General features: G+C 70.6%; 11 protein-coding genes. 9 read left to right on the top strand and 2 right to left on the bottom strand.

The features are described from left to right. Position 1 precedes the first annotated feature (1 nt). Together V1227_RS00180 and V1227_RS00185 are read left to right on the top strand one after the other, a co-directional pair. Entirely contained in the window at positions 2-571 is a 570-nt protein-coding gene (locus tag V1227_RS00180; RefSeq protein ID WP_329790351.1) for a TetR/AcrR family transcriptional regulator, read from the top strand. Positions 572-614: 43 nt separating this feature from the next. Next, on the top strand, positions 615-1,100 hold the full coding sequence (locus V1227_RS00185) for a hypothetical protein (RefSeq protein ID WP_329790352.1): 486 nt from the start codon (positions 615-617) through the stop codon (positions 1,098-1,100). On the opposite strand, the gene V1227_RS00190 is transcribed toward V1227_RS00185, so the two are convergent. Then, complete coding sequence (locus V1227_RS00190; RefSeq protein ID WP_329790353.1) at positions 1,087-1,536, bottom strand: peroxiredoxin; 450 nt, start codon at positions 1,534-1,536, stop codon at positions 1,087-1,089. The genes V1227_RS00185 and V1227_RS00190 overlap by 14 nt on opposite strands. A gap of 31 nt (positions 1,537-1,567) precedes the next feature. On the opposite strand from V1227_RS00190, the gene V1227_RS00195 reads away from it, so the two are divergent. From V1227_RS00195 to treZ, 7 genes are all read left to right on the top strand, one after another. Further along, positions 1,568-2,479 (top strand): LacI family DNA-binding transcriptional regulator, encoded by a 912-nt coding sequence (locus tag V1227_RS00195; protein ID WP_329793929.1) that lies wholly within the window; start codon positions 1,568-1,570, stop codon positions 2,477-2,479. A gap of 104 nt (positions 2,480-2,583) precedes the next feature. Next, entirely contained in the window at positions 2,584-3,009 is a 426-nt protein-coding gene (locus tag V1227_RS00200) for a RidA family protein (protein WP_329790354.1), read from the top strand. 104 nt (positions 3,010-3,113) lie between these two features. Beyond that, positions 3,114-4,925, top strand: coding sequence for a 4-alpha-glucanotransferase (locus tag V1227_RS00205; protein WP_329790355.1), 1,812 nt, complete (start codon positions 3,114-3,116; stop codon positions 4,923-4,925). Between the two features lie 93 nt (positions 4,926-5,018). After that, positions 5,019-5,321 (top strand): hypothetical protein, encoded by a 303-nt coding sequence (locus V1227_RS00210; protein WP_329790356.1) that lies wholly within the window; start codon positions 5,019-5,021, stop codon positions 5,319-5,321. Positions 5,322-5,956: 635 nt separating this feature from the next. Continuing rightward, positions 5,957-8,062 carry a glycogen debranching protein GlgX gene (gene glgX, locus V1227_RS00215; protein WP_329790357.1) on the top strand — a complete coding sequence of 702 codons (2,106 nt, stop codon included), beginning with the start codon at positions 5,957-5,959 and terminating at the stop codon, positions 8,060-8,062. Next, positions 8,062-10,140: a malto-oligosyltrehalose synthase gene (gene treY, locus V1227_RS00220; protein WP_329790358.1), complete on the top strand. Its 2,079-nt coding sequence runs from the start codon at positions 8,062-8,064 to the stop codon at positions 10,138-10,140. Before glgX ends, treY begins: the two co-directional genes overlap by 1 nt. After that, entirely contained in the window at positions 10,137-11,819 is a 1,683-nt protein-coding gene (gene treZ, locus V1227_RS00225) for a malto-oligosyltrehalose trehalohydrolase (RefSeq protein ID WP_329790359.1), read from the top strand. The genes treY and treZ overlap by 4 nt, the downstream gene beginning before the upstream one ends. On the opposite strand, the gene V1227_RS00230 is transcribed toward treZ, so the two are convergent. Then, positions 11,738-12,082, bottom strand: coding sequence for an ANTAR domain-containing protein (locus V1227_RS00230; RefSeq protein WP_236218979.1), 345 nt, complete (start codon positions 12,080-12,082; stop codon positions 11,738-11,740). The genes treZ and V1227_RS00230 overlap by 82 nt on opposite strands. Between the last annotated feature and the right edge of the window lie 98 nt (positions 12,083-12,180).

Consider the following 12,180-nt stretch of genomic DNA (forward strand, 5'->3'; position numbering starts at 1 on the left):
GGTGCCCAGCGCGACCGAGCAGAAGATCATCGACGCGGCCGTGCGCCTGTTCGCGTCGCAGGGCTACGACGCGACGTCGGTGCAGGAGATCGTCAACGCCGCCGGGATCACCAAGGGCGCGCTGTACCACTACTTCCGCTCGAAGGACGACCTGCTCTTCGAGATCTACCGGCTGCTGATCACGGCCCAGTCCGCCGACATGGACCGGATCATCGGCCTCGGCCTGCCCGCGGCCGAGACGGTGCGCGAGATCCTCGTGTCGCTCGTCGTCTCGACCGCCGGGCGGGTGGACGAGACCGCGGTGTTCGTCCGGGAGATGCCGCGGCTCGGCGAGGAGCGGATGGCCGACTTCCGCGCCGAACGCCGCCGCTACCACGAGACGTTCCTCGCGGTCGTGGAGAAGGGGCAGGCGGACGGCGAGTTCAGCTCCGCCGTCCCCGCGGACACGGTCGTGCGGATCGCGCTCGGCGTCGTGAACCAGTTGCCCGTGTGGTACCGGCCGGACGGGCCGAAGACACCCGGCCAGCTCGCCGGCGAGATCGCCGACTTCGTGCTGGCGGGCCTGCGGTGACGGCGGGTGGTGCATGATCGACCTCCCAGGTGAGGGGGGTCCCATGTCGAACACACCCGCGGAGTACGGCGTCGCGCCACCGCTGCACGAGGTTCCCCGGTCACCCAGGTGGCCGTGGGTGCTGATGCTCGTCGTCGCCCTTCTCGCCGTGGGCGGGGTGGTGTACGGACCCCAGGTCGTGGACTCGGTGCGCGCCGCCGTGCGGCCGGGCGGGGCGGAGCCACCGCCGCCGGTCGAGCCGCCGCCCGTTCCGGCGATGCGGTCCGTGGTGTTCGAGGTGACGGGGCTCGGCAAGGCCTTCAACGTCACCGCGACGGCGGGCACGTCCGTCAAGAACGAGGCGGGCGTGACGCTGCCGTGGAGGCATGTCGTCCAGGTGCCGGCCGACGCGCCGAAGACGGTGATGCTCGTCGTGGTCGCGGGCCCGGACGGCGCCGAGGTGCACGGCAGGTACACCGTCGACGGAGTGGTCGTCCGGACGGGCAGCGCGTCCGGGCCCTACGGCGTCCTGACGATCACCGACTCCTGAGCACCGCCAGCGCCTTGTCGGCGTGGGCGTTCATCGAGAACTCGCTCTTGACCACTTCGACGACCACGCGGTCCGTGCCGATGACGAACGTGTGCCGCTTGACCGGGATCGGCCCGAACCGGCGCTTGACGCCGAACTGCTCCGCGACCTCGCCGTCCACGTCGGCGAGCAGCGGGTAGTCGAAGCCGTTGAGCTCGGCGAACTCCTTCTGCGTCGCCACGTCGTCGCGCGAGATCCCGACGCGCTGGGCGCCCACCTCCGCGAACTCGGCGGCGAGGTCGCGGAAGTGGCAGCTCTGCGCCGTGCAGCCGGAGGTCATGGCGGCGGGGTAGAAGAACAGCACGACCGGGCCGTTCTCGAGCAGGGCGGACAGCTTGCGCTCGGTGCCGTCCTGGTCGGGCAGGGAGAAGTCGGGGGCGACGTCGCCGGGCTTCATGGATCTCCAATACGCTCGGGCCGTGACCAGCATGTCCGACGTGGCCAAGGCCGCAGGGGTGTCCGCTGCGACCGTATCGCGCGCCCTGCGGGGCGAACCGGGCGTGTCCGAGGCGACCAGGCAGCACGTGAGCGAGGTCGCGCGGCAGATGAAGTACGCCATCGCGCGGGACGCCTCGTCCTTGGCCGGCGGGCGCCGGTACGCGATCGCGGTGCTCACGTCCGAGGTCAGCCCGGTGCTCGCGGGCGCGGAGGGAGCGCTGCGGCAGGCCGGGTACGACGTGCTGCTCTACGTCCTCGGCGACACCGCCGCCCGCGCGAAGTTCTTCGGCGAGCTGCCGCTGGGCCGCCGCGTGGACGGCGTGCTGCTGCTGTCGATGTCGCTGTCCGCCGCCGAACAGGCCGCGCTGGAGTCGCTGGAGGTCCCGCACGTCGCGGTCGACGACGCGGACCTGCGGCACGCGCTGCGGACCGCCGTCGCGCACCTCGTGGCCCTCGGGCACCACGACGTCGCCCTGGTCCTGCCCGACGGCGTCGACGAGACCTACGACGAGATCCTGGTCGCGGCCGGGCTCACCGTCCGTCCGGAGTGGACGGTGTGGTGCTCGCCGACCGTCGACGGCGGCGAGCAGGTGGTCGACGTGCTGCTCGACGGCGAACGCCTGCCCACGGCGGTCATCAGCTCGAACGGCGCCGCGGCGGTGGGGATCTTCCTGCGCATGCAGCGCGACGGGCGCGCGGTGCCGGACGAGGTGTCGATCGTGTCGCTCGACGGGCAGGAGCTCACCCGCGTGGTCGGGCTGACCGCCGTCGAGGGGGCGGCGAAGGAGCAGGGGGAGCGGGCGGTCGCGGATCTGTTCACCCTGATCAGGGGTGGGGAGGTCGAGCCGGCCGAGCACCCGGTGCGACTGGTGGTGCGCAACTCCAGCGGGCCGGTGGGCTGACGGGGCTCCCGCCCGAGGGCGAGCCGTTCGCGCGGTGCGTGCCGGCGAGCCCGGCCGTTCGCGTTCCGCGACGCTCGCGCCGGTCCGGACCGTAGGGTGGCGCCATGCCCGCCGAAGAGCGCCTCACCGACGTGCCCGAGCTCCCCGCGACCCCCGGCTACGCCCACGCCGTGACGGTCTCCGGCACGCTCGCGTTCGTCTCCGGGCAGGTGGCCGTCGACGCCGCGGGCTGCGTGGTCGGGGTGGACGACCTGGCCGCCCAGACGCGGCAGGCGCTGAGCAATCTTCATCACGTCATTTCCAGGTTTGGAGCTGACTGGTCGGATGTCGTGAAGTTCACGTGGTACGTGCTCGACGCCTCGGAGGTTCAGACCATTCGGGACGTTCGCGACGAGATCCTGCGCCCCGCACTGGGAGACGTGCACAACCCGGCCAGCACGTTGGTTCAGGTTGCGGCGTTGTTCGGGCCCGACTTCCTCGTCGAGGTCGAGGCGGTCGTCGCTGTTCCCCGCCAAGCATCGGATGTTTGATGAGATACACCGGGAGTGTGCCTCCCGACCGGCCTGCACCCATCGGGTGACCAGGGACCATTTGCTCTGGTAATGCTCGCCGAGCTGTGACATAGCTTGTACTCGTGGAGCAGTTGGCGCGGCTGGCGGACGCTTGGGGCGTCGCCACTCGGTACGAGAATGCGGACCAGCAAGAGGTCGTCGTCGACACCGAGGTCGTCGTCAAGGTCTTGGCGCAGTTCGGCGTGGACGCGTCCACTGAGGACTCCATCGCCCGCGAGCTGGCTCGCGTGGACCGGCGTCGTGCCGAGCGCAAGCTGCCGCCGACGATCGTCGTCCGCGAGTACGAGACGTACGACCTCCACGGCCCCGCGACGATCGAGCTGGAGGACGGCACGTCGCTCGCCGTCGAGCGGCACCTGCCGGACAGCCTGCCGCTCGGGTGGCACCGCGTCGTCACCGCCGAGCAGACCGTCACGCTCGCCGTCGCGCCCAGGACGTTGCCGGAGGTGCCGCACACCTGGGGCTGGATGCTGCAGCTCTACGCCGCGCGCTCGAAGGACTCGTGGGGGATGGGCGACTTCGCCGACCTCGCCACGATCGCCCGCCGCAGCAGCCTCGAGCTCGACGCCGGCGTCGTGCTGGTCAACCCCGTGCAGGCGCCGAGCCCGACCCACCCGGTCGAGCGCTCGCCCTACTCGCCCGCGACCCGGCGGTTCGCGAACCCGCTCTACCTGCGCGTGACCGAGACGGCCGAGTTCCTGCAGGCCTGCCCGCGCACCCGGCAGCTCGTGCGGGACCTGCGGCCGCCGAACCAGGACCTGATCGACTACGACGCGATCTGGGACGCCAAGAAGCAGGCCCTCGAGCTGCTCTTCCCCGGCGGCGACGTCGAGATGGACGCCGAGCTGGAGAAGTTCGCGACCTACTGCGCGCTCGCCGAGGTCCACGGCGCGGACTGGCGCGAGTGGCCGCAAGACCGCGAGGAACCGTCACGCGAACGGGTGGCGTTCTACGCCTGGGTCCAGCACCTGTGCACCCGGCAGCTGCAGGACGTGCGGCTGGCCGCGCACGAGGCGGGCATGGCCGTCGGCGTCATCCACGACCTCCCGGTGGGCGTCGCCCCCGGCGGCGCGGACACCTTCGCCGACCCCGACGCGTTCGCCATCGACGTGACGGTCGGCGCGCCGCCCGACGCGTTCAGCGCGGACGGCCAGGGCTGGGGGCTGCCGCCGTGGCGCCCGGACCGGCTCGCCGAGACCGGCTACCGGCCGTTCCGGCAGGTGCTGCGCAGCGTCCTGCAGCACGCGGACGGCATCCGCATCGACCACGTCGCCGGGCTCTGGCGGCTCTGGTGGATCCCGCCGGGCGAGCCGCCGTCGCGCGGCACGTACGTCTACTACGACGCCGACGCGATGCTCGGCGTGCTCGCGCTCGAGGCCTACCGGGCCGGCGCCGTCGTCGTCGGCGAGGACCTCGGCACGGTCGAGCCCGTCGTCACGAAGACGTTGCAGGAGAACGGCATGCTCACGAGCGCCGTCCTCTACTTCCAGCGCGACTACTACGCGGAGGGGCACCCCCTGATCCCGCCGTCGCAGTGGAACCCGAACCAGATGGCCAGCATCTCCACGCACGACCTCCCGACCGCGGCGACGTTCTTCGCGGGCGAGGACGGTCCGGACTTCGACGAGCTGATGCGCCAGGAAGGCGTGAAGACCGCGGACAGGGTCGAGGGCGCCCACGAGCTGCTCGCGCAGGCACCCTGCGCGTTGGTCCTGACTTCACCTCAGGACGCTCTGCGGGAAACCCGGCAGCCGAACGTGCCGGGCACGATCGACGAGCACCCCAACTGGAGGATCCCGCTCCCGGTGCCCCTGGAAGAGTTCTTCCCGCGCGTCCGGGAGATCACCAGGCCCCTCCGCAACCGCGAAAGATGACACTTTCGCGTAACGGCAGGTCACACACCTGCGGAGTACTGTAGGGCCGTCACCCGACGGCGGACGACGAACGTTTTGGAGGTGGCGTACCAGATGAGCTCAGCCGTGGGCACGCGGACATCGACCGGCGTGCTCGAACTGGCCGTCGAGCAGGTCCTCGCTTCGGTGCGGCCGACCGCGCTCGGCGACCCGGTGGCCGGGGCACGGCGCGCGGAGGAGTCGCTGCGCGACGCACTGCGGGACGCCGGTCCCGTCGAGGACAACGTCGCCCTGCAGCACGCGCTGGCTTGCGCGGAAGCTGCTTGTGAACACCTGAAGTACGTGGAGATCCAGGAAGCCCGCACCCTCTTGACCGCCGCCCGCGGCCAACTGGTGCTGGCGCACGAAGGAGTGTGACTGCGCCCGGTAGTCGCCTGACGGTGAGGATCACACGATCGAATAAAGCCGCGCCCACTCCTGTGAGAACCCTCCTGTGGCGGGCCGAAAATGTCGGTGCCCGCTCGTAGGGTTCGAAGTGTGATCGTCCACCAGGCCTACCGGCGCGCACCGGACCCGGCACCGGCGCGGACCCCGTCCGCGCCCCGCGGTGCCGCGCGGTCCGCGACCACCCTCGCGCGGGCGTCGACCTGCCGGTCCGCCTCCCCGAGCGGTGAGCGCGCGGGACGGGGCCGTCCCGCGCACGGAAACCTCCCGGAGTTTCGTCACCCGCACGCGTACGAAGCGCCCCGGCTGGGTAGTCGTCTGGGCGTGGCCGACCGCTCGTTCCCGTCGTCGAAGTCCCGCCCCGTCCGCGGCCCGGCGAAAGCCGGCTTACCGCCGCACGTCCGGGTGCCCGGACGTGCGCACCGGGGGCCGGCGGGGGCAGCGCCCAGCCGCCGGGGAGGAACACCCGAACAGCACCACCAGGCCCGGTGAACCCCACCGGAACACCGGACCAGCAGAGGACCCGGACCCCCGGAATCGGCGTGGTGCAAGCACCTCACCGCCCGGATAAGGTCTGTCAGCAGCCGCAGTTTGTGACGAGGAGCATCGTGCGACCCTGGCCTGGAAGGCCCTACCCGCTTGGCGCCGGATACGACGGCGTGGGCACCAATTTCGCCCTGTTCTCCGAGGTCGCGGAGTACGTCGAGCTCTGCCTCTTCGACGAGGACGGCACGGAGACGCGTGTGAGGCTCCCGGAAGTGGACGGCTTCGTCCACCACGGCTACCTGCTGGGCGTCGGCCCCGGGCAGCTGTACGGGTACCGAGTGCACGGCCCGCACGACCCCGCGAGGGGCCTGCGGTGCAACCCCAACAAGCTCCTGATCGACCCGTACGCCAAGGCGATCTCCGGCGGCCTCACGTGGGACGAGGCGCTGTACGGGTACAAGTTCGGCTCGCCCGACGAGCGCAACGACGCCGACTCGGCGCCGCACGTGCCGAAGTCGGTCGTGGTGAACCCGTTCTTCGACTGGTCGAACGACAGGCAGCCGCGGACGCCGTACAACGAGAGCGTCATCTACGAGGCGCACGTCCGCGGCCTCACCATCGACCACCCGGAGATCCCGCCGCGCCTGCGGGGCACCTACGCGGGCCTCGCGCACCCGGTGATGATCGACCACCTGACGAAGCTCGGGGTCACCGCGGTCGAGCTGATGCCGGTGCACCAGTTCGTCAGCGACCACACCCTGATCGAGCGGCGCCTCAGCAACTACTGGGGCTACAACACGATCGGGTTCTTCGCTCCGCACGACGCCTACGCGGCGATGCCGCTCAACCAGGTGCAGGAGTTCAAGGGCATGGTCCGCGCCCTGCACCAGGCGAACATCGAGGTCATCCTCGACGTCGTCTACAACCACACGGCCGAGGGCAACCACCTGGGCCCGACGCTGTCCATGCGCGGCATCGACAACGAGGCGTACTACCGCCTGGTCGAGGACGACCCGAAGTTCTACATGGACTACACGGGCACCGGGAACTCGCTGAACGTGCGCACGCCGCACACGCTGCAGCTGATCATGGACTCGCTGCGGTACTGGGTCACCGAGATGCACGTCGACGGCTTCCGGTTCGACCTCGCCGCCACCCTGGCCCGCGAGTTCTACGACGTGGACCGGCTGGCGACGTTCTTCGAGGTGGTGCAGCAGGACCCGGTGGTGTCGCAGGTCAAGCTGATCGCGGAGCCGTGGGACGTCGGTCCCGGTGGCTACCAGGTCGGCAACTTCCCTCCACTGTGGACGGAGTGGAACGGCAAGTTCCGCGACACGGTCCGCGACTTCTGGCGCGGTGAGCCCGCCACGCTCGGTGAGTTCGCCTCGCGCATCACCGGCTCGTCCGACCTCTACCAGGACGACGGCCGCCGTCCCTACGCGTCGATCAACTTCGTCACGGCGCACGACGGCTTCACGATGAACGACCTGGTGTCGTACAACGAGAAGCACAACGAGGCCAACGGCGAGGACAACAAGGACGGCGAGAGCCACAACCGGTCCTGGAACTGCGGCGTCGAGGGCCCGACGGACGACCCGGAGGTCCTCGCACTGCGGCAGCGGCAGCGGCGCAACCTGATGGCGACGATGCTGCTCGCGCAGGGCGTGCCCATGATCGTGAACGGCGACGAGTTCGGCCGCACGCAGCACGGCAACAACAACGCGTACTGCCAGGACAACGAGGTCTCCTGGGTCGACTGGTCGCTGCTCGAGGCCAACTCCGAGCTGATGGAGTTCACCTCGGCGATCACGGCGTTCCGCAAGGCGCACCCGGTGTTCCGGCGCCGGCGCTTCTTCGCGGGCAGGCCCATCCGCAAGGGCGAGGAGCTGCGCGACATCGCGTGGTTCACGCCGTCGGGCGAGGAGATGACCGAGCAGAACTGGGAGGACGACTTCGGCAAGTGCATCGTCGTCTTCTTCAACGGCGAGGGCATCCCCGACCTCGACTCGCGCGGCATGCGGGTGGTCGACGACTCGTTCCTGATGGCGTTCAACGCGCACTACGAGGACATCGAGGTGACGCTGCCCGAGGCCGAGTACGGCCCCGAGTGGAGGGTCGTGGTCGACACGGCGACCGGGATGGTCGGCAACGGCGAGAAGCCGATCGCCGCGTCCGGTTCGCTGAACCTCACGGCGCGCTCGCTCGTCGTGCTGCAGAGGGTGGGCTGATGGCCGCGCCGACTTCCACGTACCGCGTTCAATTCACCCCGTCCTTCACGTTCGCCGACGCCGCCGGTGTCGCGGACTACCTGGCCCGCCTCGGCGTCGGCGCGCTCTACGCCTCACCGATGCTCGACGCGCGGGAGGGGTCGACGCACGGCTACGACGTCGTCGACCCGACCAGGGCGAGGCCCGAGCTCGGCGGCGACGCCGGGCGCGCGGCGCTGCAGGACGAGCTGAAGTCGCACGGGCTCGGCCTCGTGGTCGACATCGTGCCGAACCACATGGTCGTGCCGAACCCGTGGTGGGAGGACGTCCTCGAGCACGGGCAGGCCTCGCGCTACGCGCGGTACTTCGACATCGACTGGTCGTCGGGCAAGGTGCTGCTGCCGGTGCTCGCGGAGGACGCCGAGGACGAGGTCCACGAGCACTACCTCAAGGCGAACTGGCGGCGCGGCAACACCGAGCTCAACTACCGCCGCTTCTTCGACATCACCGAGCTCGCGGCCATCCGCGTCGAGGACCCGGAGGTGTTCGAGGCGACCCACCGCGAGGTGCTGTCGTGGGGCGTCACGGGACTGCGCATCGACCACCCGGACGGCCTCGCCGACCCCGGCGGCTACTTCCGGCGGCTGCGCGAGCACTTCGACGGCTGGCTGGTCGTCGAGAAGATCCTCGGCCCGGACGAGGCGCTGCCGCAGAGCTGGCCCGTCGACGGCACCACGGGCTACGACGCGCTGCGCGAGGTCTGCGGTGTCTTCATCGCGCTGACCGACTCGTTCTCGGGTGACTTCCACGAGGTCGAGCACGCCTCGCGGCAGCAGGTCGCCGACTCGATCCTGGTGGCGGAGGTGCGGAGGATCGCGCGGCTCGTGCAGGGCGTCGAGTTCGAGGACGCCTGCCGGGCGGTCGCCGAGGTCATGGTCAACTTCCCGGTGTACCGGTCGTACCTGCCGGAGGGCCGGCGGTACTGGGAGACCGCGGTCAGGCTGAGCAGGTCGCCCGCCGTGCAGGCGCTCGACGAGCAGGTCCGCGCCGACCCGCACGGCGAGCTGGCGACGAGGATCCAGCAGACCTCCGGGATGGTCGTCGCGAAGGGCACCGAGGACACCGCGTTCTACCGGTACACCAACTTCGTGGCGCTCAACGAGGTCGGCGGTTCCCCCGACCGCTTCGGGATGTCGGTCGACGAGTTCCACCAGCGGGCGGCCCGGCGCGAGTCCGCCGAGCCGGCCGCGATGACCGCGCTGTCGACGCACGACACCAAGCGGTCGGAGGACGTGCGGGCCAGGCTCGCGGTGCTGGCCGAGATCCCGGACGAGTACCTGGCGTTCGAGACCGCGATGACCGGCAGGTTCGGCCTGTCCGAGCCGACGCTGAACCGCCTGGCGTGGCAGTCGGTCGTCGGCGCGTGGCCGCTCACCGAGGAGCGCCTGGGCCAGTACCTGGAGAAGGCGTCGCGGGAAGCGAAGATCAAGACGTCGTGGGTCGACCGGGACGCCGAGTTCGACGCCGAGGTGGCCGCGTGGCCCGCCAAGGCGCTGAACTCGCCGGAGGTCGCCGCCTTCGCCGAGCGGATCAAGGTGCCCGGCTGGTCGAACTCGCTGGGGCAGAAGCTGGTCCAGCTCACGGCACCGGGCGTGCCGGACGTCTACCAGGGCACGGAGCTGTGGGACTTCTCGCTGGTCGACCCGGACAACCGCCGTCCGGTCGACTACGAGGTGCGCCGCCAGCTGCTCGACCGCATCGAGTCCGGCTGGCTGCCGGAGGTCGACGACTCGGGCGCGGCCAAGCTCCTCGTCGTGCAGAAGGCGTTGCACGTGCGCAAGCGCGGTCTGCGCGGCTACCGGCCGTTGCAGGCCGAGGGCCCGGCCGCCGAGCACGTGCTGGCGTTCGAGCGGTCCGGCGTGATCACGGTGGCGACCAGGCTGCCCGTCGGCCTGGAGCGCAAGGGCTGGCAGGGAACGGTTCTGCCGCTGCCGGCCGGCACGTGGACGGACGCGCTGACCGGGCGTCCGGCGACGGAGGACCTGGCGTCGTTGCTCGACACCTATCCGGTGGCACTGCTGGTGCGGGGGGATCTGTGAGCTTTTCCGTCTGGGCGCCGACGCCCGAGTCGGTGCAGGTGAGGGTCGGCGGCGTCGACCACGGGATGAAGCGCGAAGGCGACTGGTGGCACTCGGAGGCCGAGTCGCCGGCGGGCACGGACTACGCGTTCGTCATCGAGGGCGAGGCGTACCCGGACCCCCGGTCGCTGTGGCAGCCGAACGGCGTCCACGAGGCCTCGCGCGTCTACGCGCACGACTTCGAGTGGACCGACGCGGCGTGGACGGGCAGGGCGTTGCCGGGCGGGGTGATCTACGAGCTCCACATCGGCACGTTCACGCCCGAGGGCACGTTCGACGCGGCCATCGGCAAGCTCGACCACCTGGTCGAGCTCGGCATCACGTTCGTCGAGGTCATGCCGGTCAACAGCTTCGACGGTGTGGAGGGCTGGGGCTACGACGGCGTCCTGTGGGGTGCCGTGCACGAGCCCTACGGCGGGCCGGACGGGTTCAAGCGGTTCGTCGACGCCTGCCACGCGCGGGGCCTCGCCGTGCTGCTCGACGTCGTCTACAACCACCTCGGGCCCTCCGGCGCGTACCTCGACAAGTTCGGGCCGTACTTCGCGGGCCGCAACGACTGGGGTCCCGGCCTCAACCTCGACGGGCCGGGTTCCGACGAGGTGCGCCGGTACGTCATCGGCAACGCGCTGCAGTGGTTGCGCGACTTCCACGTCGACGGCCTGCGCCTGGACGCCGTGCACGCCCTGGCGGACTCGCGCGCGGTGCACGTCCTCGAGGAGATGGCCGTCGCGGTGGACGCGCTGTCCGCGTCGGTGGGCCGCCCGCTCACCCTGATCGCGGAGTCCGACCTCAACGACGCGAAGCTCGTGACCGCTCGTGAAGGTGGTGGGTACGGGCTGCACGCGCAGTGGTCGGACGACCTGCACCACTGCCTGCACGTGGCGCTGACGGGCGAGACCTTCGGCTACTACGAGGACTTCGCCGCGCCGGGAGCGTTGAAGACCACGCTGGAGAAGGTGTTCTTCCACGCCGGCACCTGGTCGTCGTTCCGGGGAAGGCACCACGGCAAGCCCGTCGACACCGCGCTGATCCCGGGGCACCGGTTCCTCGCGTACACGCAGAACCACGACCAGATCGGCAACCGCGCCGCGGGCGACCGCCTGACCGCGACCGTACCGACGTCGAAGTTGTTGTGCGCGGCGGCAATCGTGCTGTGCTCGCCGTACACGCCCATGATCTTCATGGGGGAGGAGTGGGCGGCGTCCACGCCCTGGCAGTTCTTCGCGTCCTTCCCGGACGAGGGGCTCGCGGAGGCGGTCAGGACGGGCCGCCGGCGTGAGTTCTCGCGGCACGGGTGGGGGGAGTCGGACGTCCCGGACCCGATGTCGCCGCAGACGGTCGAGAACTCGCGGCTGCGCTGGGACGAGCTGCGTGAAGGTGGTCACGCGGAGGTGTTCGAGACGTACCGCGCGCTGATCGCGTTGCGCCGCTCCCGCCCGGAGCTGGCCGATCCGCGGTTGGACAGGTTCGTGGTCGAGCAGGACGGGGAGTGCCTGGTGCTGCACCGCGGTACTACCCGCGTGGTGGTCAACCTCGGCACGACCCCCGTCCCGCTGCCTCAGGGAGACGTGCTGCTGACCTCCTCGGCGAACCCGTCGTCGCTCTCACCGGAGTCGTTCGCGGTGGTCGCGTCGACGTGATCCCACAGCATCTGGTCGGCCACCTTGACGGTCCGGCCGAGGTGCGCGTGCACGAACGCCGCCACCAACCGGTCGGCGGCGACGTGCAGCTTGATGTTGTGGTGCTGGGAGATGTGCACCAGCAGCTGGAACGCCTGCTGGGGTGTGCAGGGCTTGCGTGCGGCGATCAGGCCCGTGGCCTGCCCAATGACTGTCCGGGACACCAGAGCTTTGCGCAGCCCCGCCACCTCGGCCTCGAGGGCGGTGATTCTCGCGGACGACACCGCCTTCTCCTTTCGCGTCGTCATGGTCACAGCGGCATGCCGGTGTGACGACGACTGCTCTGGAGCGCAGTGCGAAGGGCGGGCACACCCAGGGCAAG

Origin of the sequence: Lentzea sp. DG1S-22 (assembly GCF_036321065.1) — a bacterium.
Classification (GTDB): domain Bacteria; phylum Actinomycetota; class Actinomycetes; order Mycobacteriales; family Pseudonocardiaceae; genus Lentzea; species Lentzea jiangxiensis.

Bases quoted from the DNA above. Each gene is read 5' to 3' on its own strand.
- V1227_RS00185 (WP_329790352.1), top strand. From the start codon at position 615: ATGTCGAACACACCCGCGGAGTACGGCGTCGCGCCACCGCTGCACGAG.
- V1227_RS00190 (WP_329790353.1), bottom strand. From the start codon at position 1,536: ATGAAGCCCGGCGACGTCGCCCCCGACTTCTCCCTGCCCGACCAGGAC.
- V1227_RS00195 (WP_329793929.1), top strand. From the start codon at position 1,568: ATGTCCGACGTGGCCAAGGCCGCAGGGGTGTCCGCTGCGACCGTATCG.
- V1227_RS00200 (WP_329790354.1), top strand. From the start codon at position 2,584: ATGCCCGCCGAAGAGCGCCTCACCGACGTGCCCGAGCTCCCCGCGACC.
- V1227_RS00210 (WP_329790356.1), top strand. From the start codon at position 5,019: ATGAGCTCAGCCGTGGGCACGCGGACATCGACCGGCGTGCTCGAACTG.
- treY (WP_329790358.1), top strand. From the start codon at position 8,062: ATGGCCGCGCCGACTTCCACGTACCGCGTTCAATTCACCCCGTCCTTC.